This window comes from Pseudochrobactrum sp. Wa41.01b-1 (assembly GCF_019464455.1).
Taxonomy (GTDB): Bacteria; Pseudomonadota; Alphaproteobacteria; order Rhizobiales; family Rhizobiaceae; genus Pseudochrobactrum; species Pseudochrobactrum saccharolyticum.
Genome location: NZ_CP080493.1, coordinates 562,436 through 585,348, shown reverse-complemented (window position 1 = coordinate 585,348; position 22,913 = coordinate 562,436). Strand labels below are relative to the sequence as shown.

35 protein-coding genes, 3 tRNA genes and 1 pseudogene are annotated in these 22,913 nt (G+C 47.8%); 19 read left to right on the top strand and 20 right to left on the bottom strand.

Annotated features, from left to right (window positions below; all coding sequences use genetic code 11):
- Nucleotides 1–14: 14 nt before the first annotated feature.
- A tRNA-Asn gene (locus K1X45_RS02860) sits at nucleotides 15–89 on the bottom strand.
- A 271-nt stretch (nucleotides 90–360) separates the two neighbouring features.
- Nucleotides 361–435, bottom strand: a tRNA-Asn gene (locus tag K1X45_RS02855).
- A 471-nt stretch (nucleotides 436–906) separates the two neighbouring features.
- On the opposite strand from K1X45_RS02855, the gene K1X45_RS02850 reads away from it, so the two are divergent.
- Nucleotides 907–1,167: a hypothetical protein gene (locus tag K1X45_RS02850; protein WP_151159367.1), complete on the top strand. Its 261-nt coding sequence runs from the start codon at nucleotides 907–909 to the stop codon at nucleotides 1,165–1,167.
- Between the two features lie 155 nt (nucleotides 1,168–1,322).
- A tRNA-Cys gene (locus tag K1X45_RS02845) sits at nucleotides 1,323–1,396 on the top strand.
- A 41-nt stretch (nucleotides 1,397–1,437) separates the two neighbouring features.
- Here K1X45_RS02845 and K1X45_RS02840 read toward each other — a convergent pair.
- From K1X45_RS02840 to K1X45_RS02800, 9 genes are all read right to left on the bottom strand, one after another.
- Nucleotides 1,438–2,613 carry a tyrosine-type recombinase/integrase gene (locus K1X45_RS02840; RefSeq protein WP_220159788.1) on the bottom strand — a complete coding sequence of 392 codons (1,176 nt, stop codon included), beginning with the start codon at nucleotides 2,611–2,613 and terminating at the stop codon, nucleotides 1,438–1,440.
- On the bottom strand, nucleotides 2,585–2,827 hold the full coding sequence (locus K1X45_RS02835) for a hypothetical protein (RefSeq protein ID WP_220159787.1): 243 nt from the start codon (nucleotides 2,825–2,827) through the stop codon (nucleotides 2,585–2,587). Before K1X45_RS02835 ends, K1X45_RS02840 begins: the two co-directional genes overlap by 29 nt.
- On the bottom strand, nucleotides 2,824–3,207 hold the full coding sequence (locus K1X45_RS02830) for an HNH endonuclease (RefSeq protein WP_220159786.1): 384 nt from the start codon (nucleotides 3,205–3,207) through the stop codon (nucleotides 2,824–2,826). The genes K1X45_RS02835 and K1X45_RS02830 overlap by 4 nt, the downstream gene beginning before the upstream one ends.
- Nucleotides 3,204–3,416, bottom strand: coding sequence for a hypothetical protein (locus tag K1X45_RS02825; protein WP_220159785.1), 213 nt, complete (start codon nucleotides 3,414–3,416; stop codon nucleotides 3,204–3,206). The genes K1X45_RS02830 and K1X45_RS02825 overlap by 4 nt, the downstream gene beginning before the upstream one ends.
- Nucleotides 3,413–3,808, bottom strand: a complete 396-nt coding sequence (locus K1X45_RS02820; RefSeq protein WP_220159784.1) for a recombination protein NinB — start codon at nucleotides 3,806–3,808, stop codon at nucleotides 3,413–3,415. The genes K1X45_RS02825 and K1X45_RS02820 overlap by 4 nt, the downstream gene beginning before the upstream one ends.
- Nucleotides 3,805–4,605 (bottom strand): phage recombination protein Bet, encoded by an 801-nt coding sequence (bet, locus tag K1X45_RS02815; protein ID WP_220159783.1) that lies wholly within the window; start codon nucleotides 4,603–4,605, stop codon nucleotides 3,805–3,807. The genes K1X45_RS02820 and bet overlap by 4 nt, the downstream gene beginning before the upstream one ends.
- Nucleotides 4,602–4,913, bottom strand: coding sequence for a hypothetical protein (locus tag K1X45_RS02810; protein ID WP_220159782.1), 312 nt, complete (start codon nucleotides 4,911–4,913; stop codon nucleotides 4,602–4,604). Before K1X45_RS02810 ends, bet begins: the two co-directional genes overlap by 4 nt.
- An 85-nt stretch (nucleotides 4,914–4,998) precedes the next feature.
- The gene (locus K1X45_RS02805) at nucleotides 4,999–5,169 is read right to left on the bottom strand and encodes a hypothetical protein (RefSeq protein WP_220159781.1); all 171 of its coding nucleotides are present in this window, start codon (nucleotides 5,167–5,169) and stop codon (nucleotides 4,999–5,001) included.
- Nucleotides 5,169–5,444: a hypothetical protein gene (locus tag K1X45_RS02800; RefSeq protein ID WP_220159780.1), complete on the bottom strand. Its 276-nt coding sequence runs from the start codon at nucleotides 5,442–5,444 to the stop codon at nucleotides 5,169–5,171. Before K1X45_RS02800 ends, K1X45_RS02805 begins: the two co-directional genes overlap by 1 nt.
- A gap of 292 nt (nucleotides 5,445–5,736) precedes the next feature.
- On the opposite strand from K1X45_RS02800, the gene K1X45_RS02795 reads away from it, so the two are divergent.
- The 4 genes from K1X45_RS02795 (at nucleotide 5,737) to K1X45_RS02780 (ending at nucleotide 8,439) form a co-directional block, all read left to right on the top strand.
- Nucleotides 5,737–5,988, top strand: coding sequence for a hypothetical protein (locus K1X45_RS02795; protein ID WP_220159779.1), 252 nt, complete (start codon nucleotides 5,737–5,739; stop codon nucleotides 5,986–5,988).
- Between the two features lie 774 nt (nucleotides 5,989–6,762).
- Nucleotides 6,763–7,608: a hypothetical protein gene (locus K1X45_RS02790; protein ID WP_220159778.1), complete on the top strand. Its 846-nt coding sequence runs from the start codon at nucleotides 6,763–6,765 to the stop codon at nucleotides 7,606–7,608.
- The gene (locus K1X45_RS02785; RefSeq protein WP_220159777.1) at nucleotides 7,608–8,084 is read left to right on the top strand and encodes a hypothetical protein; all 477 of its coding nucleotides are present in this window, start codon (nucleotides 7,608–7,610) and stop codon (nucleotides 8,082–8,084) included. The genes K1X45_RS02790 and K1X45_RS02785 overlap by 1 nt, the downstream gene beginning before the upstream one ends.
- A gap of 142 nt (nucleotides 8,085–8,226) precedes the next feature.
- The gene (locus K1X45_RS02780) at nucleotides 8,227–8,439 is read left to right on the top strand and encodes a hypothetical protein (RefSeq protein ID WP_220159776.1); all 213 of its coding nucleotides are present in this window, start codon (nucleotides 8,227–8,229) and stop codon (nucleotides 8,437–8,439) included.
- 241 nt (nucleotides 8,440–8,680) lie between these two features.
- On the opposite strand, the gene K1X45_RS02775 is transcribed toward K1X45_RS02780, so the two are convergent.
- Together K1X45_RS02775 and K1X45_RS02770 are read right to left on the bottom strand one after the other, a co-directional pair.
- Nucleotides 8,681–8,890 carry a hypothetical protein gene (locus tag K1X45_RS02775; protein WP_220159775.1) on the bottom strand — a complete coding sequence of 70 codons (210 nt, stop codon included), beginning with the start codon at nucleotides 8,888–8,890 and terminating at the stop codon, nucleotides 8,681–8,683.
- 55 nt (nucleotides 8,891–8,945) lie between these two features.
- On the bottom strand, nucleotides 8,946–9,596 hold the full coding sequence (locus tag K1X45_RS02770) for a LexA family transcriptional regulator (protein WP_139316429.1): 651 nt from the start codon (nucleotides 9,594–9,596) through the stop codon (nucleotides 8,946–8,948).
- A 68-nt stretch (nucleotides 9,597–9,664) separates the two neighbouring features.
- On the opposite strand from K1X45_RS02770, the gene K1X45_RS02765 reads away from it, so the two are divergent.
- The 7 genes from K1X45_RS02765 (at nucleotide 9,665) to K1X45_RS02735 (ending at nucleotide 12,502) form a co-directional block, all read left to right on the top strand.
- On the top strand, nucleotides 9,665–9,907 hold the full coding sequence (locus K1X45_RS02765) for a hypothetical protein (RefSeq protein WP_220159774.1): 243 nt from the start codon (nucleotides 9,665–9,667) through the stop codon (nucleotides 9,905–9,907).
- Complete coding sequence (locus K1X45_RS02760; RefSeq protein ID WP_220159773.1) at nucleotides 9,904–10,212, top strand: hypothetical protein; 309 nt, start codon at nucleotides 9,904–9,906, stop codon at nucleotides 10,210–10,212. The genes K1X45_RS02765 and K1X45_RS02760 overlap by 4 nt, the downstream gene beginning before the upstream one ends.
- Nucleotides 10,205–10,513, top strand: coding sequence for a hypothetical protein (locus tag K1X45_RS02755; protein WP_147245607.1), 309 nt, complete (start codon nucleotides 10,205–10,207; stop codon nucleotides 10,511–10,513). The genes K1X45_RS02760 and K1X45_RS02755 overlap by 8 nt, the downstream gene beginning before the upstream one ends.
- A gap of 48 nt (nucleotides 10,514–10,561) precedes the next feature.
- Nucleotides 10,562–10,819 (top strand): hypothetical protein, encoded by a 258-nt coding sequence (locus tag K1X45_RS02750; RefSeq protein ID WP_220159772.1) that lies wholly within the window; start codon nucleotides 10,562–10,564, stop codon nucleotides 10,817–10,819.
- Between the two features lie 195 nt (nucleotides 10,820–11,014).
- Nucleotides 11,015–11,830 (top strand): helix-turn-helix domain-containing protein, encoded by an 816-nt coding sequence (locus K1X45_RS02745; RefSeq protein WP_220159771.1) that lies wholly within the window; start codon nucleotides 11,015–11,017, stop codon nucleotides 11,828–11,830.
- Complete coding sequence (locus tag K1X45_RS02740; RefSeq protein ID WP_220159770.1) at nucleotides 11,757–12,242, top strand: hypothetical protein; 486 nt, start codon at nucleotides 11,757–11,759, stop codon at nucleotides 12,240–12,242. Before K1X45_RS02745 ends, K1X45_RS02740 begins: the two co-directional genes overlap by 74 nt.
- Entirely contained in the window at nucleotides 12,239–12,502 is a 264-nt protein-coding gene (locus K1X45_RS02735; RefSeq protein ID WP_220159769.1) for a DUF2312 domain-containing protein, read from the top strand. The genes K1X45_RS02740 and K1X45_RS02735 overlap by 4 nt, the downstream gene beginning before the upstream one ends.
- 30 nt (nucleotides 12,503–12,532) lie before the next feature.
- Here the strand turns inward: K1X45_RS02735 and K1X45_RS02730 are convergent, their stop codons facing one another.
- The gene (locus K1X45_RS02730; protein ID WP_220159768.1) at nucleotides 12,533–12,724 is read right to left on the bottom strand and encodes a hypothetical protein; all 192 of its coding nucleotides are present in this window, start codon (nucleotides 12,722–12,724) and stop codon (nucleotides 12,533–12,535) included.
- Nucleotides 12,725–12,783: 59 nt separating this feature from the next.
- On the opposite strand from K1X45_RS02730, the gene K1X45_RS02725 reads away from it, so the two are divergent.
- Both K1X45_RS02725 and K1X45_RS02720 read left to right on the top strand, forming a co-directional pair.
- A complete protein-coding gene (locus K1X45_RS02725) occupies nucleotides 12,784–13,323 on the top strand; it encodes a hypothetical protein (RefSeq protein WP_220159767.1) in 540 nt (179 codons plus the stop codon).
- A gap of 293 nt (nucleotides 13,324–13,616) precedes the next feature.
- On the top strand, nucleotides 13,617–14,378 hold the full coding sequence (locus tag K1X45_RS02720; RefSeq protein ID WP_220159766.1) for an outer membrane protein: 762 nt from the start codon (nucleotides 13,617–13,619) through the stop codon (nucleotides 14,376–14,378).
- 367 nt (nucleotides 14,379–14,745) lie between these two features.
- Here K1X45_RS02720 and K1X45_RS02715 read toward each other — a convergent pair whose 3' ends face one another.
- Entirely contained in the window at nucleotides 14,746–15,894 is a 1,149-nt protein-coding gene (locus tag K1X45_RS02715) for a GGDEF domain-containing protein (protein WP_220159765.1), read from the bottom strand.
- Between the two features lie 217 nt (nucleotides 15,895–16,111).
- Between K1X45_RS02715 and K1X45_RS02710 the strand changes: the two genes are divergently transcribed.
- Nucleotides 16,112–16,372 (top strand): terminase small subunit, encoded by a 261-nt coding sequence (locus K1X45_RS02710; RefSeq protein ID WP_220159764.1) that lies wholly within the window; start codon nucleotides 16,112–16,114, stop codon nucleotides 16,370–16,372.
- Nucleotides 16,373–16,394: 22 nt separating this feature from the next.
- Nucleotides 16,395–16,871: an HK97 gp10 family phage protein gene (locus K1X45_RS02705; protein WP_220159763.1), complete on the top strand. Its 477-nt coding sequence runs from the start codon at nucleotides 16,395–16,397 to the stop codon at nucleotides 16,869–16,871.
- A 66-nt stretch (nucleotides 16,872–16,937) separates the two neighbouring features.
- On the opposite strand, the gene K1X45_RS02700 is transcribed toward K1X45_RS02705, so the two are convergent.
- The 3 genes from K1X45_RS02700 to K1X45_RS02690 all read right to left on the bottom strand — a co-directional run bounded on the left by K1X45_RS02700 (nucleotide 16,938) and on the right by K1X45_RS02690 (nucleotide 19,423).
- Nucleotides 16,938–17,291 carry a hypothetical protein gene (locus K1X45_RS02700; RefSeq protein WP_220159762.1) on the bottom strand — a complete coding sequence of 118 codons (354 nt, stop codon included), beginning with the start codon at nucleotides 17,289–17,291 and terminating at the stop codon, nucleotides 16,938–16,940.
- The gene (locus K1X45_RS02695) at nucleotides 17,291–18,622 is read right to left on the bottom strand and encodes a hypothetical protein (RefSeq protein ID WP_220159761.1); all 1,332 of its coding nucleotides are present in this window, start codon (nucleotides 18,620–18,622) and stop codon (nucleotides 17,291–17,293) included. Before K1X45_RS02695 ends, K1X45_RS02700 begins: the two co-directional genes overlap by 1 nt.
- Before the next feature lie 198 nt (nucleotides 18,623–18,820).
- Complete coding sequence (locus K1X45_RS02690) at nucleotides 18,821–19,423, bottom strand: hypothetical protein (RefSeq protein WP_220159760.1); 603 nt, start codon at nucleotides 19,421–19,423, stop codon at nucleotides 18,821–18,823.
- A gap of 204 nt (nucleotides 19,424–19,627) precedes the next feature.
- Here K1X45_RS02690 and K1X45_RS02685 point away from each other — a divergent pair.
- Nucleotides 19,628–19,795 (top strand): annotated as a pseudogene (locus K1X45_RS02685) (DUF4287 domain-containing protein).
- A 108-nt stretch (nucleotides 19,796–19,903) separates the two neighbouring features.
- Here the strand turns inward: K1X45_RS02685 and K1X45_RS02680 are convergent.
- Both K1X45_RS02680 and K1X45_RS02675 read right to left on the bottom strand, forming a co-directional pair.
- Nucleotides 19,904–20,374 carry a hypothetical protein gene (locus K1X45_RS02680; protein ID WP_220159759.1) on the bottom strand — a complete coding sequence of 157 codons (471 nt, stop codon included), beginning with the start codon at nucleotides 20,372–20,374 and terminating at the stop codon, nucleotides 19,904–19,906.
- A 14-nt stretch (nucleotides 20,375–20,388) separates the two neighbouring features.
- Nucleotides 20,389–20,805: a phage tail terminator-like protein gene (locus tag K1X45_RS02675; protein WP_220159758.1), complete on the bottom strand. Its 417-nt coding sequence runs from the start codon at nucleotides 20,803–20,805 to the stop codon at nucleotides 20,389–20,391.
- A 144-nt stretch (nucleotides 20,806–20,949) separates the two neighbouring features.
- On the opposite strand from K1X45_RS02675, the gene K1X45_RS02670 reads away from it, so the two are divergent.
- A complete protein-coding gene (locus tag K1X45_RS02670) occupies nucleotides 20,950–22,908 on the top strand; it encodes a hypothetical protein (RefSeq protein WP_220159757.1) in 1,959 nt (652 codons plus the stop codon).
- The last annotated feature ends 5 nt before the right edge of the window (nucleotides 22,909–22,913 follow it).

Below are 22,913 nucleotides of genomic sequence, written 5' to 3'. Positions count from 1 at the left end.
CTCTTAAAGAAGAGTGGCTCCCCGGGCCGGATTCGAACCAGCGACCAACCGGTTAACAGCCGGTTGCTCTACCGCTGAGCTACCGAGGAATAGTTGCTCTGCATTTGCAATGACAGCCGTATAGCAACGCAAAATGCTCTTGCCAAGCCCTAATTTTGATATTGTACAGGAAAAAAGCAGATTTATGACAAGGAGTATTGTTTTTCAGTTTGAAAGACAGCGACCATCATCTGAAAATGATAAAAATCATTTATTTCAAATAATTAGATGATGCGTGAAAACGAGCGCTACTATACGCAGTACAGGCATTTCTGATTTTAGCTTTTGGAAATTTTATGCACGCTCTTTATGAGAAAAGAGTGGCTCCCCGGGCCGGATTCGAACCAGCGACCAACCGGTTAACAGCCGGTTGCTCTACCGCTGAGCTACCGAGGAACAGGTGCTCTTGCTTTCAGCGATTTGGCGTATAGCAAAAGCATTTTGGTTTTGCCAAGCCCTTTTTCGCTTTTCAATCAACTTTTTAGCGGAACTGTGGATGAGATATGCATTTCAGGTGTTAAAATCTGAAATATCGCAGTTTAAAGACGCTGCTTTGAGTGTTTCCAACATCTTAGAGTTGCTGGTGCGCGCAATAAACTGTGGAATCAGGAGCAATGATTATGCGCTCTGATTCCGCAGCTTGGCGGAATGCATTGCATAATCACATTCACAGCAGTCGTAATTTTCAGAAAAATGCAGCTTTGACGGAAGTGGTATTTTTTTGAACAAAAGGACACTTATATAAGGGTTCATATAAACAGAGAGAGTGCAGGCAGGGCAGACAGATTGCTGAAACCGGATGCTGATACAAATAATGCTGCAGAATATCAGAGTACTGAAAGCGGGGAGGCTGCTACGCAGCACCGGATCAGATTGTTCGGGAAACATTTACCGCTCCCGCAGTCTGTCTGGCTCAGGCGTATCCTCGGCGGCGGGCTTATTGTCGGTGGCGTATTTAGCTTTTTGCCGGTGCTCGGCGTTTGGATGCTGCCGCTGGGGCTGATCATCCTTTCCCGTGATTCCAGCCGCATAAGACGGATCAGGCGCAAATCTGAAGTTGGTTTGCTGCGCCGGTGGCGTGAATACAGAGCGCGCAAGAAAGCAGAGAAGGCGGAGCAGCAGGAGTAGCCGGATTTTTCTGAGTGATTATTGTATGTGCCGTGAATAAAATCCCGGCTATCTGCATTATTTTGATAGGAAATTTAAAATTTCACGGAAAGCATGGCGGGGGTACTTGACGAGTCATGCGGCTTAACCTATTCAGCACTCAACCACATACGGATGGCCTCGTGGCGGAGTGGTTACGCAGAGGACTGCAAATCCTTGCACCCCGGTTCGATTCCGGGCGAGGCCTCCAACTGCCACACTTTGGTAGTTTAAGTAGCTGAAATAGCTCATTTATTTTTCCTTGTTTTTATCGCGGAACTCCTCACCCGAATTTGGGTGTGGCAGAACGCTGTTTAAACTTCCCCAGTCGATCTTAGAAACAGCCTGTCTTGCCAGCTTCGAGCGTTGAGCGCTTCTGGTATAAATTTTGGACGTTTTGCTGTCCTTCCATCCGAACATTCCTTCAAGCATCAAATCAGTTGCTTCATTCTCAGCAATGTTCGTTGCCAGTCCTTTGCGGACGCTGTGCGCTGTCAGATGGGGCAGGCCTGCTTGCGTGAACCAGTCAGAGATACGATTGCCGAGGCCTTTAATGCTGAATGACTTCCCGTGGTCTGTGGTTACATAGGTTTCAGTATTTGCAGGGTGCATATTCAATACGGCATCGAGAATAGGATGCACCGGTAAATCTAGGACTACCGGATTGCGGTTACGGTTTTTGAATACACGCAGGCTTATGATGTCGCCGCGTCTGTGGCGCGGTCCCATCAATGCCAGATCAGAGACACGGACACCGGTGTACATAAGGATGGTCAGGGCTAATACGGCCTTTGATTTCACGCCGTGCTTCGTGATGTATTTCGCGATATCATCTGAGTGCAGGGTAGCGTGACCCTCGGTCTTTTTCCTGAATGATTTCACTAGCTTTGCATGGTTTTGTTTAACTAGTTTGGGAATGCCTGCTTCAAATATCTGACGCAGGATTTTCAGACGCTCATCAGCCGCAAAAGGTGTGTCTTTCTTGCGGTCGCGCAATACCTCAATATTGCTTACATCAAGCTCGCTGGCCGGCATATTGGCAAATATAAGGGGGCTGTTCGGTGAGAGCTTTTCCAGCAGCATACTGTCAATAATTGCCCGCCGCTTGGCCTGTGTGGTTTTATCCAACGTCTTGAAAGAGGTGGACTGCAGATAATTGATGCACAGGTGATGGAGTGTTCCAAGGCGCGGGTTGTCCGATGCGCTGAAAGCTCTTTGTACTCCGGTTCCGTCATTTATGCCGTTTCGGATGCGCCAGTACTCAGTTGTAAACTCCGGGCTTTCAGGATTGTCCGGCAGGCGGGCAATGCGCTTTCCTTCAAAGCGGTAATAATAACGTACTTTATGGTGCCGTGAGACATTGCGCTCGATGTAAGGCAGGTTGAGTTTTGTCATGGTTTCAGGTGGATGCGCGCCATTGCGACGCATCAGTCTCCTGTCTCTCTGCGGTCGGCCATTCGTTCATTGCTGCATCAATCTCGGTTACACGCCAGAACTTGCGGGAATGCCAGACACGTGGTTGCGGCAGTACGCCTTCTTTGACCATAGCATCGACAGTATTCGGAGCGACGCCGAGAGCTAGTGCAACTTCTGATCGGTTGAGGCCAAGGCGCGGGATGTTCTTTGAGGCAATAGATTTCATTCCCGACCTCCTTGTGCCGCGGTTGCATCCCCTGCGGTTATATACATTGGGCGTGGTGGCAGTGTTTTTGTGAGTGCCGGCTTTGGTCGTTTCCGGCCCGCCAGTGCAGACTTCGGCCTTACTGCACCATTGGCTTTGTCACGCTGCCGGTCAGATTTGCGAATTGCTTTGATGTCACCGGCGGTCTTTTCAACATGACAAACTCGGCAGAGCAGGCGGCCATTGGCAACTGTTGCTTCGCCACCAAGAGCGCAAGGCAGAATATGATCCACTTCGCCTTCCCCGATTTTGAGCATGGCAGAACATTTTTCACACTTGCCGTTTGCACGGGTGATGATCTTTGCCTTGTCCTTACGAGAGAACTCCATGCGCTTGCTCATGAATGAACCTCATTAAAGTTGAGGGTCGATAAAGCTGCAGCCAGTTCATCAGCCAGAATATCGGAGATTCGGTCGTTCAGGCGCTTTTGACGGTTGGCCAATACTTCCGGTGCGTTTCTCAATTCAGTTGTTGAGCGGATATGAGCAAGTGCCAGCTTTTTACTGCGACGAAACTCATAAGGAGCGGTAAGCGAAACAGTCTGCATCATGCTGCTCTCCTTTCATCATTGAAAACCACACTGTTCTCAGCACCCCAGGCCGATATGAATTCAATCAGATCGGTCATTTCTTGCTTACTGAGATCGGATGATGATTGCCCATATGGAATGAAGCCATGACCATCGAGCGCTGGCAGTAACCGCATTTCACGGCAACAAGCATGCATGAAAATGACTTTCCATTCGTCAGTTGTGTAATCTTTGCCGCGCTTACGCATGACGGCCGCGATATCCGTTAGCATTGCCCACATGCGGTCATTTTGTGGCGTGGTGCGCTTTGGCATTTTGAAATCAATACGCATGCCTCGTGGTGCTTTGCGTAGCCAGTTGATGGCCTTTTGAACCGTCAGATCATTATGGAGTATGAGTGTCCATCTGCTCATGCTGCGGCTCTTGTATTGATTGCAGCAAGGCAGCGCTCTTTGATTTTAAGAGCGACATCCTGCGCATGATCATCACCTTCGAGAACTGACAGCGGGTCGTGTGACGACCAGATATCTTCGAGTGTTTCAATGTCGCCGGCCACAGACAGGGCTTCCTCGAGCCCGGTGAGGAAAGCTGTGCCATCGAATGAATCTGTTTGCGCTTCATGTTCGGCCGACATAGTTGGCGGCGGAGCCATAACCACTGCGTGAGTAATGACTTCCGGTGAACGCTCAGCTTCATCCGGATCAATGATCCCTGCAAAGCCGAAAGCGTAACGAGCACATTGAATTGCAGCTTTGTGACGAAGCATACGCTTTGGCCACTTTTGCCATGGCTCTGTTGGTCGCTTACATTCATCCATATATTCGGTTACGACTGTCGGACGATTGCGGTCTTTGCGGTAGATGGAGCATTTGACGGCGATCAGATTACGCTTGTCGTCAAACTCATCCTCAAAATCGATGCCGTCACACTGCGGATGTGAGTTGATCAGATTGAACCAGCCATCTACGCCAACAATTGGCTGAACACCGCCGCCCTTCTTAGGGAAGGCGTAAATCTCGCGGGTGATCGGATTGAGCCCGTATTCTTTGGCTACCATCAGAAACGCTGCAAATTCTTCGTTGCTTGCCGTGTTGGGCATACAGGTGGCTTTTACAGTATCTGCGAAAGCCTTTGGCTCCATCCCGTACTGAGAGGCCATTGAGGTAATCAGTGATTGTTTGGCTGCAGGAATAGTTGTGACTTGTGTCATGCTGCTTTCTCCGGCCATTTTTCATTGGCGTGCCAGTAGGCATATTCGTGATAGGTGATTGGATATTTGGCGACATACGGCCATGCCTGATCGATCTCGACAGGTTGGCCCGCTATCTCTGCTTTGAAAGTGCCGTCAGGCTCTTTCCAGATGGCTGCCGCAATGAATGGACGCTTGATTGGCGCCAGATCTTTGTTCAGTCCGCGCCGGTCACGGATTTTGAAGTACCCACACTGAGGCTCTCCTTCGTGAATTGGCATTTGCCGGCCGTCGAGTAGATTGCTCCACCATTGATAATCCGCATTCACGTCAAAGCTCCGATATAGATGACCATGACTGTTATGAAGATGATGATGGAGACGAGGGCGCAGAGATCCTGAATAATGCCTTCCATTATGCTGCCTTTCTGCGCTGAGAGAGTTTCGTAACGGATGAAGCTTGGACTGACGCCATGGCGGTCTTGTCGTAATCACGCACGACTTGGACAACACGCTCGAGTGCGAGTTTGGTGTTGCCTTCATCCCAATAGGCGTTCCAGACGAGTGTCATGAGTTCCTCATCCATTACGCAGCCCTCGGAAAACGGACTTCTTCATCTTCAATGAGACGTGTGAGGAGGTCGTCGTCGCGCTCAGCTTTGTCAGCGATCATGTGGACGAGAAACTGCGATGCGCTTTCACCTTTCGACAGGTTCGCGCCATCAACGTAGACCGCATTCACTTCAAGAACCGGCTCGCCGTTATCCCAGATCAGGGACACATCGACTTCACATTCAAAATCCTGAAACAGTGTAATGCCGAGAGCCTTGTCGCTCAGATCGGTGCAAAACTGGTATCGCATGTTTCTCTCCATCGGTTAGCGGATCGGCGTGTGCTTCTTCGCGCTGTTGATGGACTGAATGTAGCGCTAATCGCTACAAATGTAAATAGTTATGTAGTGATTTTCGCAACAAATATTTTAATTGTTCTTGCCCCACACCCCAGCCATGCTAGAATCAGGGCTGCAAAAGCCCGCACATGGCGGGCAGTGATATTTTAGAGAAAAATGAAAATTAGGGTTTGGGCATTAACCATGTTACCCTCCTTAGGCTCTCTTCGGACTACTCCTATTAAGAGGGCTGGAGGATACTACATTGTTAAAATCTACTCAGAGGAATGTAATCGATCCAAAAGATATTTCGATTATTAATAATGCGCTTTCCCAAATCTGCGCTGCCACCTTCATTCAGCAGAAAAGCGATGAAGGGCAGGCCTTGGCGAATTCCGCTGTTCGCGAATATATGACTGGCCAGTATGATCAAAAGAAGTTGGTTGATGTCATGCTAAAGCGGGTACACATAGCTGATAAGCTAAAACGTAAACGAGAGCGTATGCTTGGGCGGTAAGACGCCATAATAAAAAGCCTCGGTATTACCCGAGGCTTCGTTTTATGGGGTAGGTTTTGCAGGTTACGCAGCTCAATCTAACCACCTTACAGAGCCCCCTCTGAATGCTAAGATGAGAGAGTGCGTAACCTAATCCAACTCTAATTCAGTCGATTTTAAGAGTCCAGAAATAATCACAAGTTTGTGATCAAAGGTGTTGCTCATTAGAGAGCCTTGGCATTTTGCATATATCTGCAATGTGAGTGCAAATGAAAAACTAGGCGACCGGCACTATGATCTATCTTGTGTCAGTCACAGAGGTTGCTAAAAACGCTGCATGGAATTTATTTTATTGCTACCGGCGTTTTATCCAGAGGTCACGACTATAGTGATAATCGCCCTTATAGGCTCAGGAGCTTTGTGCCCATTGCGCACCGGTGGGCGGGTATTACTATTTTTGTTGGCTGCGAGTCTTATCTACTTACTCATAGCTGGTCAGGCTTTGATAGAGGCAGTGGGTGAGATACTTAGTTTATTTGGTTTATAATGGTACTAGCAGGGTGCAAAAAAAAGCGCCGGAGTGACCGGCGCTTTGTGCATGATGTCTCGGGAGAAGTATAGTTTTTACGAGACGATATGATCTGAGATAAATAATGTACCACACCTTTAGCATTATGAGATTACTGGCAGTAAAAACCCCGCTTGAGGCAGGCGGAGATAAATATCTCTCGACTACTTGCGCCGAGCTGTTTAAACCGATTCCTTGTGTGGAGTTAGCAGTTGGGTGGGGGCGCAATGAAGCTGTATCTTTATCGATTATCATTAAAAACATCTCAGCAACTTAATGTTTTCGAACCTAGGAAACTAAACGGCGAAAGATATAATCGCGAGGAATGGCTGAGATTCATTTTTTCTAAAACTTTTACTTTTCAACATCAGGGAAATAGTTTTTTCTTTGTTCCTGAGCTTCCTGTTGCAACGAGTATAGATGAGGATGTGATTGTTGGCTGGGTTGCTCGTGACCGGTCGATTGTTGAGCGTACAGCTCCATGGGACGGGCTGGCATTGACGGAGAGACAATCGTGGCAAGCCTCACTTTTGATGATTGATCCGCGCCACCACTTAGACGGTCAAAAGGTAGCTTTTGAAGCCAATAACTATATTGGAAAGCCTGATTCAGTTATTGCATCTTTATTTAAGTCTGATTGGGGATTGGAAGCTGACGGGCCATTTTCAATAAATGCTTACCCTATTATTCAAGAGCGATCATTTAGCGTCTTCGCTGAAACTCATCATGGGAAGATTAATCAGATTACCTATGACGTGGCAGTGCCAAATATGTTTGGTAGTCCAGATGATTTTTCTAAAGAGCTTGGTGTTTTGCGAGACGAAGCTAACGTTTCTAGGGTCACAACACGTTTGCATAGTGATGGAGTTATCAATACAGACACATCACAGCTTGATGAAATTGCATCGCATGTTGAGCGTGGTGGTGGTAAAATTACGGCTCGCACTAGGGATGGCCAAAAATACAACTCGGCACAGAATGCTGTCAGTGAGGATGTTGATGTAGATGGTGTGGAACCGAAATCGAAGACATACTGGGAGCGAATTAAAGGCGCTTTAGATAGGATATTCTAATGAATAGATGTACAGGCTATACAATTTTATTTGTCACAATGGTTGCATTAATAATCATTTCTATTGTGGAGCCTAAGTACCTATCTGACAAAAACGAGTTTTTAAAGAATTTTGTGAATCATGAGTTTTTAAACATATTAGGGGTTATACTTGCTATTACGCTTGCTTCTGTTGCAAATATTCATTTGGCATTCAACCGTATAGAAGAGAAGTATAGAAAAAAAGGAGCTTTGGTTAAATCTAGAGGTAATTTGAAAAAGGCTACTTATTGGTTGATAGCGTTATTTATTGTTGGTGGTATTGTTGTAATTATTAAGCCTGTGGCAACATCCAGTGATGTTTCTGTAGCCATTTTTAACTCTATATCCTTGGTGATATTGCTCTGGCATGTTTTGATACTTATTGTTTTGACAGAATTGGTCTTTTGTATAGAACCTGAAATTATCGTCAGCGATAACGATAAAAGCGAGAGTTAATTAGGCATTAGAGGCCTATATGAAAGACAAGCTATCATTCTAAGGCAAGCTGAATATGTTCTAGACGGCTAAATCACTGCAGCTTTAAGTGCATTTATATTCGGAAGTCCTGTATTAGATATAGTATCCGATGGAGTGATGCATGAAGAAGCTTTATATCGCTGTGTTCGCCACCGGCCTATTTGTGGCAGGCGCTGCCGCATTAATTGCACTTGTTGCGCTTTCCGATGCTGCTTATCGCTGTCCGGGTATTCAGTGCAGTGATGCGATGTTCATTGGGATTGGCGGCGCTGTAATAGCGCTGATCGGTATTGTAATTGCTGTGTTTGGTTTTCGACGCTTTAAAGCAGCCTAGGTAGCTTATCGTACATGCATCGTCAAAATTGAGTACATGGTGTCTATTTGTGCTCCCAAAATCTCCGCGCCACCACATCTAGTGCGTTCTTAACAGTCCGTTAAAAATCTGTTCGCTTGCGCTAGATCGTTCTTGATATGTTCTAATTTTCTGGAATGATAGGCGTTTGTGGGAACGGAGATTCTGATGATTTCACGGCGTAATGTTTATGGGGTGAAGTATTTATATCGCGCTCTTGCGTTTAGCGAAGGGCAATCATCCAAAGTGGGATGGCGATAAGGATAAGTAAAACAACGATCATGTTTAGCATGTAGAAAATGCCGATTATATCCTGTCTTATCCAGCGGACGTAATAAGGCTGAGATTCAGAGGCGAGCGGGTCTACACCGTACGCCGCCAGCTTTCGGTCATCATCTTCAATGCCGCGATTTACAAACGAATTTACCCACATGCGCGCATTATCTCCGTGCTATATGGCCGCAGATACGGCCGATGATTGCTTAATCTCACATATCCAGCATTGTGCGCTTCACGCGGCCAATAATTACAGGCTCGTGATCTGGAAAGATTGGTTCGTGCACTGGGTTGGTTGATACCGGCTCAAACCTCATTGGGTCGGCTCGGAAGCGCTTGTAAGTCGCATTACCCTCATGATCAGCGATGACATAGCAGGCGTTAGTGACGAGGCGCTTATCGTTTCGATTTATAACTATGACGGATTCTGGTGGTGATATGCGATCCATTGAATCTCCGGTGACACGCAGCGCGATCCAGTCCCCTGTAGAAAGCTCAGCAACAGAGATAGTGCTTAGCGCCTCATCAGATAAATCATCACGTAGGAGTGCTCCAGCACTCACTGTAGACAGGAGCGGCACCTGAACGACAGGATGAGATTCAGGAAGAATTGGGAAGCCCGTAATGTCAGCGATTGCTAAGGCTTCATTGGTGCTGATATCTCGCCCATGAGCCATTTTGTTTACGATAGAGCGATCATCTGCGGAGATGATTTTACGGGCAAAAAGCTCTCGTGCCATCGCTGATTGCGACATGCCTGAATGCTCAAGTGCATCGCGAATCCACTGATTGATGGGGGTAGATGCAGGTGTTTTGTATGATGCTTGTCTTGCCATAGTATGATTGTAGCTATTTGTTGCCATATAGTCTGTTGCGTTTATCGCTACAAATTCCCTTGCATATGTTGCTATTATCGCTACAATGCAATTTCATGGAACCAGCTTGTAAAATAATCAAACTCTTGGGTGGCCCGAGCGCTGTAGCTAAAATTGCAGGCGTGCATCGAACTCGTGTGTCTAATTGGATGCGCCCTAAGTCCTCAGGTGGGACAGGAGGCGTTATCCCAATAAATCACATTAATAAATTGATTGAAGCGGCCTTTGAAAAAGGTGTTGCCCTTTCAGGTGACGATTTCCTGCCGATTTCAAACAAAATTAAAGGTCGCGCAGCATGAGCCACGCGACCCTATCATTCAGTTTCATATCACCGGTCACTCCTCCCGCCGGTGAGGCCGAGGCGGTTTTCCTCCCCCGTTTGATCGTCTCGGCCATCAATTCCCGTCCTTTGGCGGTGTATCTGCGCATGTCTGTTTTTATTCAGTATGCGCAGAGCAATCTTTCCCACTGGCTCCATGCACTGGTTGCTCCTGTTGTGTCTCAAGTCGTCGCTGATATGAAACGTAACAAAGGAGCCACCCATGAACGTGGGAATTTCATCCAAGAACGTGGATTTTTCAGCCAAGGAGCCGACGATGACTGATGTCGATATGGCCGCTTCTCTGCTGGACGAAATCATTGGTCAGCGCGGTGTTCGCGAAACGATCAAGTCCATGCTGGAACGGGCGTATTCAGATTTGAGTAAGCGCAACGGTGCGTGGACGCGCCGCAGAGTGAGGGCTGTCTTCAACAAAGAAGCTAGCAGGATTGAAAACAGAGAAATCGAAGAAATGAAGGCAATCCTCGATGGGAGAAGAAAACAAGCCGCATATCGCGCCGAAACCGCCCGTATTGCTGCGATGGCTGTCATTCAGCCGGCGGCACAAGATCGCCGTCAGTTTTAGAACTTGGGCTGCGGGTGCAGCTGAATGGATTTGTCCGGAGTTGAGAGAATGACAGAGGAATTGAAAATGCCCCGCTTCACCAAGCCGGTTCTTTCTCGTCTAGAAGGGGGGGCAACGCTAGTGCGTGAACATTCACAAGAAACTCGCGCCGTCGAAAAGGGCGGCGGGTATGTCTATTTCACATTGCCTGACTGCCGAACAGTGCCGGTCATCGTTGGCCGCTGGCTGATTGATAGTGGTCTTTTGCAGCCTGCTGGCGATGATCTGTTTGGCGGCTCTCAAACGTATCGGGTGCCGCATGTCTGAACGCATATCTCACTCTGATATGGCCTTTGCTATGCAGAAGATGCTGTACAGCAAGGAGCTATGGATCAAGACGCATGGAGCAGGCAAAGCTCCGCGTCCTGCACATGAGGTCGAAGAGCAGCGCAGCCTTTGTGATGCTCTTCGGCAAGCCGTGTCCGATTACTCTGTAGCAGCTTCCAGAGATAGGAGCGCGGCATGAGCTTTCAGGCAATGGCATGGGCTGTCCAGCAAGATTTACCAATGCGTGAAAAGATGGTTCTCGTGATGCTCGCCAATTATGCAAGCAACGAACGTGGTGATTGCTACCCATCAATCAATGCTCTTTCCAAGGACTGTGGAGCAGGGAAGGACACGATTATTCGAGCGATAAAGACGCTTGAAGAGGGTGGATATTTGTCCATCAATCGTCGACAGCAAGAGGGTGTAAACCTCCCTAATACCTATACTCTCAATATGCAGGGGGTAGTAGCTAATAGCGACTACGGTAGTCGCTCACAGCAGGGAGGGGTAGTAGCTGAAAGCGACAGTAACCTATTATTAGAACCTATTACTTCTTCACTACGTTCAGAAGTTAAGGCGCGAGCGCCTGAAAAAACATCTGTCCAAAGCGAATTGATGAAGGTCTTAGACCAAGATCACACTGCGGCTGTGATCGATCACCGCAAGGCGCTTAAAAAGCCGTTGACGGTTCGGGCCGCGCAATTGCTGGCCGGTCAGTTTTCCAAATGCCCGGATCCGAATGCCGCCGCCGATGCGATGATTGCCCATGGCTGGCAGGGTTTCGACCCGCAATGGCTGCAAAACCGGCAACACGTAGCGCAACAGCGCGCCAGTCCGGCCAGCCGCAAGCTAACTCACACCGATATCTGGGCTGATGCCCTGCGCGAAGAAGGGATTCTCCCGAATGAACCAGATAGCCACAGCACAGACTTACTCGATGCAGGTTACGGAAACCGACATCAAGAAAGCAATGTACATCCTCTCCGTATTGCCGGCGCGGGGCGCTACTGATCCGAACCTGACCCGCGGTGTTTATCTCAAGGCGCTGGAGGGCGTGACCCGTCACAGTCTGGAAGTTGCGACCGATAACATCATCAAAGGCCACTCCAATCTCGAGCATGGTTTCATGCCATCACCGCCAGAGCTTCGCCGCGAGTGCGAACGAGTGATGAAGCCCATCAATGACAGTGTGCGATATGTGCGTGAAGTCGATCAAGCAAGGGCAGAAGCCAAAGGCCGTAAGCATAGTAGTCCGGTCGATGCGACCAGAAACCGAGACATTCTGGCGGTGAATATTGATCACGGCACATGGACAACCACGGGCAAGCGAACATTCCCAGATGGTTCACTTTGGGAAGCCAAAACAGGCACGGTTTATGGGCCGACCAACAATGCATTTAATCAGGTAGGAGCAGTCATATGAGTGACGACATTACCGACGGTAGCGCCCAGACAATTGCAGTCGGCCAGCTTCGTGCCTTCATCAAGCGCATTGAACGCCTTGAAGAAGAAAAGAAAACTATCAGTGATGATATCAAAGAGGTGTTTGCAGAGCTGAAAGGCTCAGGCTTCGATGCGCCAGCAATTCGCGCAATCATCCGCCTTCGCAAGAAAGAAACACACGAGCGTCTCGAAGAAAAAGCGATGATCCAACTTTATATGGGCGCTTTGGGAATGAGATAAAAATCACAGTGATATGCAGAGGTCATTCAGCTACGGATTTGTTTTTTCTGGGCTTTTTTCAATGAAATCTTGGCGTAATGTTTCAAGCATTTCATTTGCCTCATCTTCGGTCAGTCCCGTTTGCTCTACATCATTATGAACAACAGCTTTGCCGGAGTAATTATCAAAAACAGTCCATGTACCGTTTTTCTCCTGTCTCATGTCGAAACCAGTTTTATTCATTCTGTTCACCTTTTTTGACTTTTTAATCTTCGACGATGCGCGCTGAATAAGGAAATACAATGGCTGCACCATCTAAAGAACAGCGTAAGGCAATCTCCCGCGGCGAGGTGGGAACGCTCAAATCCGATATTCGGGTGCATCGCGTTCCAAACCCGTTTTATTCACCGGATCATTCGGGCGAGAGCTGGAACCCGCCGAAGATCAAAGCTTATGTGAACATCAAGGAGAGCGCGGTTGGCACACTCTATTCACGCGGCCATATCAATGATGCACAATGGGCGGCGGCAGGGCGGTTCCGGCAATATTGGGAGAGGTCAGGCGCGAAAGGCACAATTGCCATAGACTATGGCCGCGAGCAGGTGGATGGCGGCAAGGGCATCGATCCGCTGCCGGACAGCATGATTGATGCGGTGCAGCGGTTGAATGAATGTAAGCCTTTGCTTGGCCGCAAAGCCTTTGACCTGATGATCAAGGTCGTCGGGCAGGGGATGGAGATTACAGACATTGCAATCACACAACGCCAAAAGACCACCTATAGTGATTATATCAAGGACGGTTTAGACGCGCTGGCTGTGCATTGGGGGTATAAAACACAATAGGCTGTTGCCCGCTTAAGCGGAATATACTATATTTTGTATTGTGGTGATTTGCGTTTAAAGCGAAATCCGATTTGAGAGGCAGCTAATAGGCTGCCTTTTTTGTTATCCGCCTTCGCCTAAAGGTAGGGCAGCGCACTTTGAAAGCGTGCTGATATCAACTTTTATACATAGCTGGCCGTTCTTTTATGGTTATCTAATATATTAAAAGTTCATACTGTTGCAACAATATCATAGATGCCTGATATATATGGGTGTTATGATTTCTCCATTCTTATCAAGTGGGGGAGATTTACATGAAAAGAGTAGCTTTAGCAGCGAGTGTAATTTTGGCGTCGTCATCGGCATATGCAGCTGACGCGATTGCAACGTACGTTCCTGAACCTGCACCGGTTGTTGCTGACACATTTTCTTGGACTGGTGGTTATGTCGGTGTGAATGCTGGCTATGCATGGGGCAAGTTTAAGCATAACGTTCAAACAAAACGACCAGAAGGTAAATCACCTCTTCCTGGTACACCAGAATCTGAAATCGACTATGAAATCTTGGATGAAGCTACATATCGCTCATCTCCAAGTGGCTTTATTGGCGGAGTTCAGGTTGGTTATAATTGGCAGTTTGACCGATTTGTAGTTGGTGTTGAGACTGATTTTCAGGGTGGCAGCTTGAAGGGAAGTGTCTCGGGCGGTGTCGCTCCTTACACATTCAACGCTGAAACTAAAGTGGATTGGTTTGGTACAGCGCGCGTTCGTCTTGGGTATACACCTGTAGAACGCTTGATGGTTTATGCTACGGGTGGTTTGGCATATGGTCATGTAAAATCATACATGAACTATGCTGGCTATGAATCAACCGTTTCTAAAACCAAGACCGGCTACACTGTCGGTGGTGGTGCAGAATACGCGTTTGATAACAACTGGTCATTGAAGACAGAGTATTTGTATACTGATCTCGGTAAGATCGATACATTGAATGCTCAGCGTGGTTATACCAAATATTCCGCAGAGACTAAGGTCAACTTCCATACTGTGCGTGTTGGTTTGAACTATAAGTTCTAAAGTTCAAATTAAAAGAAGAAAGCCCTTGGTAATGCGGGGGCTTTCAATATCGCCTGGTTGAGAAAATGCGGTTACTGATCATTGCATTGATTATCTTGGTTTTGCTGGCAGCTTACGACTATACTCAGAACATGTGGTTTTGAGATCTGGATATTAACGCCCATTTAGCCCAGTCAGCCATAGCTGGGTTTTTTATTGTCTCAAATATTGCTATAAAATTACGAAATAATTTAGTAAAAACATAAATTTAGCAGGTTATATTGACGTCGTTTAAATGAGTGTTAATGATTACCTTGCTCGGTTTCGATGAGCTATGACAGCGTTGTAGAGCCTCGACAGTTACCCTCCTGTCGAGGTTTTTATCAACCTAAGAAACGATAGGCGTGAATGTGCTGCTATCTTTTTTGTCGTACTTAGTTTGAATTAAATTGTCATCAGCATGTGACAGACTGAGCATGAGTGGTATTCCAGATAATGAACTCCAATGATGGCTCCCAATACTGACAGACAGGGTGAATTCTGTATCTCTCCAAATTAATGGATTTAAGATTACAGCTTCCGTTATACTTTTTATGAGCACACTGGATTCTGATAAGTCAACAGCAGGTATTAGTACGCAAAACTCATCACCGCCAATACGGGCAAAGAAGCCTTTGTTCTGCAAACTACGTTTAATAACGTCAGAAAAATGTATCAAAGCCGCATCACCAGCTAAATGCCCATGATTGTCGTTGATGCTCTTGAATTTATCAAAATCGATCATCAGCGTTGTAACACATTGATGTGAGCGTTTAGCTTTTTTCTCGATATCATGCATCCGCTTCATTAGAGCGCGCCGATTAGGCAAACCTGTGAGATCATCACGTATTGCGAGTGAGTAAAGTTCGTTACGCATCTGGTCTACTGTCATTAGGAGAAAGCCTAAATTGGAAATGCTTACTCCAAGGATTGCTAAAACTAAAAACCATGAGGCAAAATCATAGTACGTATCTGTACTCATAGCATCGGCTAGTCGTAACGTGTTGGTTATGGCCTCTAATGTTTGGCCGATAATTAAAAGACCACATGATCCAGCAGCCACCCACGTTCCGATTTGTCTATTTCGGGTCAATAGTAATGTGAGTAGTGCCATTCCCATTGGGATAATTTGCCCAACCGCAAAAATTACGTTGTTGGCTGGTTGGCTTAAGCCGAGAAAAACCATTGCTAGAATACTTGTTAGTACTAGCAAGGTGAGCCAACCCCAAAGGGGTGGTTTTTTAAGGAAAACACGTATGCCTTGCCATAAGAGGCCAAGGCCCAAAATTACCAGCACATTACCCGCATAGTTTAACCACGGAAAATGCTCTCCAAATATCAAAAATGGGCCGCTCAGAAAGGTCATCATGAGTGATGCAAACCAATAGCGAGCAGCAACTAAATTGCGATAGGAAACGGAGATGATTGCCCAAACAATCGCGAAGCCAACTGAATTGAGTAGAATAATTGCAAAAAGCGTTGTGAAGTCGAGTTTCATAAGTTTCCAGATATCGTGATGTGCAAAGCTTCACAACTTAAAACAGAATTAATTTTATCTTACGCAGCATGATGGCGATGATTATGTATAGTCTTAACACCACTCAATACCACTTCGGAAATTAATCGTGTCCCTTACTCCAAAGCAAGAGGCCTTTACCGCGACATAAGCAGTTGAGGCTGGCTGATGAAGTGCCCTCAACAGGCAGGCTGGTGCAATGACACTTACTACAAAGCAAGAGCGTTTCGTTACGGAATATCTTGTCGATCTGAATGCTACACAAGCAGCGATACGCGCCGGTTACAGTGAGAAGACTGCGCGACAGACGGGCTCAGAAAACCTGTCAAAACCTGACATTGCAGATGCAATAGCAGACGCCCATAACAAAATCGCTGAAAAAGCCGAATGGAGCGCCGTTGACAGGCTTCGCATGCTTGCAGACATATCCGATGCCGATGTACAGAGTTCATCAGGCTGAACTTCCTGAAAAACATAGACTAATGGTTCAACAGAACTTTGCTGCACAGGTGGATGCATTCGTGATGCAGACACAGCGCCGGATGCTGGCTGCGTTCCGGACTGCTGCACAATTTGTCATTGAGGATATGATTGATCGTGTGCCGGTGGACACAGGTTTCCTGCGGGCAAGCGTTGTGGTGTCTCTTGATGGTTCGCGGCCTCTCGACAGGCCGTTACCCGCCGGCAGTAAGCGGAAACAATATGAACTGAACCCGCAATACACTCTGGCAATTGCCGGAACGGAAATCGGTAACACGATCTGGGCGAGCTTTACTGCGAATTACGGGGCTCATGTTGAATACGGCACAAACGGCCGGCAAGGGCGCGGCATAGCGAACCGTAGCGTCACAGGCTCATTCACAAAACGCGGCCGCGCCTTGCATGTCGCCTTGGTGTTAAAGCATTTCTCGCCGACTGCTGCATTACAAGCGCCCTCGCCGAAACGCAGAGCGCAATAATCCAGATCAATCTCAATGAAGGTCAGTCGTTTCATACGGCTATCGCTCTTATTTGCAGGGAGAAACTCACGACGAGCTCGCTCTCAAACCGCTCAGTGGCCGGTTGGATATCGCTTTCCAGCCAGCCAAACCCGCAATCACGGGGGAACTCTTGGGGAAGCTATGGCGGGCAAGACCGATATAATCCACCGGTACGGTTGATTGAACAAGCACATAAAGCGACTGTTCTGTTGTAGCTGTTGAACGCCATTGCTGAGCAGTTGAAGGATTGGCCAGATTAATCGCAGGAAAGTACTGATCCTCAATATCTGCACGGATGTTGTTCCTCTGCACCAGATTGTGCCAGCCGATCAGCGGTTTATTCGTACCACCGCCTTCCAGCCGCATCAGAGCAATATTTTGAGAAATAACGACTGACATTATGCTGTCCTGATAATGAGCTGATGATTGTCGCTGCCCATCTCGTTGATCTTCTCAATGAGATCCGCAACCGTCTGCTTCGTGAACACCTCACCATGCATTTTGAGTTCAATGGCTTGCTGGGTACTTTGTTGTTTTGCCGGTGGTGCCGCGCTTGCTTGCGGGGCAGAAGCAGATCCGCCTCCGCCACCTCCGGATGAGGACTTTGATCCTGAACGGATTGCAGCCACAAGTGACATGCCCTTTGCCAGCACAGCTGCAACGGCAGCAAACTTACCCCAGAACGGAATTGTCGGATCAGCCAGAGCCTGAGAGGCTGCAAGATAAGCATTAATAAGCGCAGAAGCTGCAGAAAAGACTTTCTGAGCCTTTAGCATGCCCGCATTACCGCTATCCTGCATCGAGGACATGGCTCCGAAGAAATCAGAAGCCGCATCCAGAGCACCGGTATACTGCTGCACACGGATTTCATTCAGTTTAGCCTGATGATCAGCCTCAAGCCGTTCCCGCCAGAACAGATATTCCTGCTCTGTCAGCTTCTTGTTTTCCAGATGCCATTGCAGAGTTTCAAGGTCACGCAAGTAGGCCGCTGCCCGCGCTTCTTCTTCCGTGCGCAAACCATCCTGTAAAGCTTCAAGCCGGTGTTGCATTTCACGGGCGATTTTCTCTGCGGCGCGATCCGCGCGGGAGCGCCCTCCCTTGCCGCCTTTGCCTTTATCACCGGATGCACCCAGTGCCCCGCCGGCCGGCTCTTTGGCATCACCTTCAAGTTCAGCATTCAGGTCTTTGATCTTACTGACGGCTTCATCAGCAGACTTCCAGACTTTCTCCAGCCCTGTGCTAAGTGCACCAACATAATCCTCAGCTAAAGCATCATCCCAGATTGATTTCGCATCTGCGATGATATCCTTCTGAGTATCCGTCACATTTTTCTTGAAACCTGACAGATCCAGACCGTCAAACAGCGTGAACCTTTTCCCGCCGATTTCAACCCAAAGGCTTTCAGTCTCAAATTGTTCAATCAGAGCGTTCCATGCTTTCGCACCGATCGCGGAGAACATGGCAGGGAGGTTTTCCCAGTATTTTACGATAATGTTATAGCCAGCGACAAACGCGCCGATGATTTTGTTCACGCTGTCTTTGGCAGCATCGATCACATCAAAACCGAATATCTGAGCCAGTTCGTCACGGAACAGATATGACGCTGTGATTGCGGCTCCGATTGCGCCGATCAGCAGACCAAAAGGATTGGCCAGCATGGCCGCAGCAATGGCTTTAAAAGCCCCGACCACTGATGTCAGCAGCACGTAGGACAATTGGGCAAAGGCCATAGATAGAAGGCCGGTACCGGCTATAATCAGTGCACTTGAACTATCAAAATCACCGGTGAGAGAACTAAGAGCCCCTGAGATGACAGTATATGCATTGCCAATAATGATCTGTGCGGCAACAAAGACCTGAGCAATTTTATTGGCAGAGGCAAAAAACAGGAAAGGCGACTTAAGCCGCCTTCATAAGATAGAGTATTATTAATTGAGAGTAGCGAAATGCCTCAAGGCAAATGTTATCTGATAGATTAAGGCTATTATCGCAAAAATAGTATGAAACTTAATATTGCTGATCATTGCCCCAACAAGACTAAAAAACATGAAGAGGGCAGCCTGAATTGGGTATTCAGGCCCATATAACTCAAAATGCCCCCAACCCTTCAGCAGCGTATCAACAATATCAGCTGCATAGAGAACTACTAGCAATCCAAAGAACCATTTCCTTCGCGACATGAAGTAATCTCTATAGCCGCTGTATTCTTCTATGCTGTCTGGGAATAGCAGAGTACACAATAAAAAATATAATCCGGCATAAAACAGCACAAACAAATATTTTTCGAATGTCCAAATTTGTATTGATCGAAGCTCAAATTCTAACCACCAGAAATGAACGACTGATAATAGCAGAAATCCAACCCAAGCTAGATGAATTAAATATGCCTTTTGCTTGCCTGGGTGCTGGATGAGGCGAGCAACTCCCGTTAATATTCGTGAGATACATAGGCCAAGAATTATACCGATAATAATTCTCACATGCGTGAATGCCTCAGCTTGGGGAACATGATTTATTATGGGGTGATCCATCTAAACCTACCAAAACTCATTGAGTGACACATCCACATTAGACATGCAAAAATGCTAGCATATGGTTTTTAAGAATTTACTGCAAAATCAGCTCAACGAAGCTTTGAAGTATCTCAACCTCAAATGAAGAATATTGAATCATATTGAGGGTAACACAATGGCCACAGATAAGAATGTAAAAGGTTTGCTTCTTACTTTCCATCTATTGAGAAAACATACGGAAAATCAATCTCTCATTGACTAGAAATTTTATGCCGGATAAACGGTAAAAAGCATATGGAGATGGTCGCCATACTCAAATTCGAGCATGGACTTGGGCATGACCATGCAAATGCTTTAGTTTCCTATCATATGGCTTCGCTCACCAAATAATCTCTATGACTGACCTATACCTCATAATGAGATATTTGGACTGACATACAATACTCAGAAGTGTCCTTACCGTTTGAGCGACTAAATCCCCCCCCATGCCCTTCATCATCACGCCGCCGGAATAGTGAGCTGCTCCTGATTAAGTGCCAAGGTGAACACGTTGAGAATGAAATCCTCAACACCGCCGTTAGGTGTTGAAGGTCCCGCTACCAAGCCACGATTGAAATGCGTGGTACCGGAACCGGCCGGCGTCAGCTTATCATTGTGAACGATCTTGAACGCATAGTTGAAGTTCGTCTTCGCTGCCGCCCGCATAGCCAGCTGCCCCTGATCTGTTGGCACATAGGAGCACTCAATCGTCGGATCGCCGGCATTGATAATGCCCTTTGCTTTCTGGGTCACTGTCGTATCCATGGTGTCATAGTTCAGGATATTCACCTGAGAGCCGGTTTCACCGATATTACCGACTTTTGCGACCTCAACCCAGTCATCAATGGCTTCGAAATCAGTAAGCGCCAGATCATTCGGAGCGATTGTCGCGCTGATATAGAACTTTGTACCCATGTTGGTATTTGCCATGGTGAAGTCTCCTGTTAGGCAAAAGAAAAATAAGGGATTGTTACCGGAACAATGAGCCTGTCCGGCTCCTGCATGTCATTGCCGACTGTCGGCGGTGCACTGACATGGATTGAAACATTGTCTCTGGTGATGGCCGAACCGCGTACGAACGCTTGTGTGATCCGGCCAGCAATCTCGCGGGCTCTAATGCCACCACTCCCGCTCACATCACAGATAAGAACCTGAAACAGCCCGAGATAGTGGTTTTCAGCATCGAGTGAGAGAAAAGGAGATCTCGTCGTATTCGGCAGAACTGAAGGCCGCAGATACGGGACACCAGCTTTGGGCGTATAGTCTGTACCAGGCCATGCAATATCGACCTTATGTGGTGCGAAACTGACTGCCCTGAACTGTGCAAGCAAGGCTTCATAAATGATCAGGTCAACATTCATGCGCCACTCTGCTTTCTGACTTCATCTGATGCCCGCGCTACATGAACCGGCCAGTTCTGAGCTGCCAGTCTCACCATAGGTACAAGTTACCTGCCCGAGAGTGGTATCGATTATACGGCGGCCTGTATTGAGGATATCTCCTTCATGCCGGCAACAGTTTCGCTTGGCGAAAATCTCGGTACGAGAGCGTCTCTGGATGTCACGATGAGTGATTTTCTGTATCCGGATACGGGGAAAGGCTTCGATAAATATGTGCAGGAGCGCAGCTATGATCCTTTTGAGAAAGGGACATTCTGGGGAAAGTTTCGCGCCCGCCATCCTTATCTGCGTGGACGGGCAATCCGGCTGATTCGCGGGGAGCTTGGTCAGTCCCTTGAGCAGATGGAAACACGCCATTTTGTGATGGAGAGCTTTCAAAGTGCTTCGCTTGACGGCCGGTATAAGATCGTCGCTAAAGACGCTTTGAAAATGGCTGACGGTGACAGAGCAAAAGCACCGGTGGTTTCTCGCGGGTTTATTGTATCGGGTATCACAGCGAGTGCTATGACGGCCGTTATTGCGCCTGCCGGTATCGGTGATCTGGAATATCCGCAATCGGGTGTGGTGAACATCGCGGGTAAGGAAATTTGTTATTTCACCCGTTCAGGAGACACACTTACACTGACCCGAGGGCAGGAAGGCACACTGGCTATTGAGCACAAGGCGCAAGATCGTGTTCAGGTCTGTATCCGCTACAATGGTCAGGATCCGGCAGATATCATTCGTGATTTGTTCGTGAATTATGCGGGCGTGCCGGCTGAGTATATCCGGCTTGATAACTGGAAAGCGGAGACCGGTGCGTTCCTGCGCCGACTCTATACCCGAATTATTGCTGAACCGACTGCCGTTGATAAGCTGGTCTCTGAACTTATCGAGCAGGCGGCTTTATCTGTATGGTGGGATGATGTCAGCCGGACAATTCGTCTCGCGGTTTTGCGCAAGATTGAAACGGATGCTGCCGTGTTTGATGATAGCAGTATTCTCAAAGGTTCGCTTCAGATTACTGAACAGCCACAGCGCCGCTTGTCTCAGGTCAGTACATATTTCGGTATCACCAGTCCGCTGAGTAAGGCGTCTGAGCCGACATCTTATCACTCAATGCAATTTGATGTGAACTTAGAGGCAGAGGAAGATTATGGCGGCGCAGCAATCAAAACAATCTATTCGTCATGGGTACCGCGCTTCGGCCGGCCGATTGCTCAGCGTGTGAATGAAATCATGCTCGGCCGGTTTGTGGATCCGCCACGGCAGTTCCGGTTTAGCACTTTCCTCGATCCTGACATCCAGCCGCCGGCTCTTGGTCGCGGCTACCGGTTGTTTGCACGCCCGCTCCAGAATGCTGCGGGTGAACAGGAGGCGGTGCCGATCCAAATCACTCGGCTTCTACCGACCGATACCGGCTTTGACATAACAGCAGACGAAATGCGATTTGTTGAGTTCTCAAGTGAAGATCTGGATAACCGGACTATCATCATCGACAGCAATACGCTGAACTTTAACTGGCGGGTGGCTTATGATCAGTTGTATCCGGCGCCGACCGCTAATGATGATATCATCTGCATTGTTTCTGCTGGGGTCATTGTCGGCTCGCAGAGTGTTTACCAGCCGGCATTTGATGTTGGTAACTGGCCATCCGGATGCAAACTGACCTTGCAGGTTAAAGGTCGCATTCAGGGTAAAGGCGGTAATGGTGCTTTCATAAACCCTGATATTCAAGCTGAAACCGGTGGCGATGCTCTCTACACACGTTATCCCGTGCGTTTAAAGGATAATCATCAGATCTGGAGCGGTGGTGGCGGCGGCCTTGTGCAAACTGCCGGTGGCGGTTTCCGCTATGGCGGTGGCGGCGGGCAAGGGTATCTCGCCGGATCGCAGATGCTGAGCAATCTTGCAGCAAGTTCAGAACAACCGGGAATGCCCTCCATAGGATATCCCGGTGGCGCTGCAGGACAGACAGGTGGTGGCGGTAACCCCTTTGCAGACTGTGGCAAGGCAATCAACGGACATTCATTTATTATTTTCGACGGTGGTCAGGGCGATATTCGCGGGCCACGTGTGAACTGACGGGA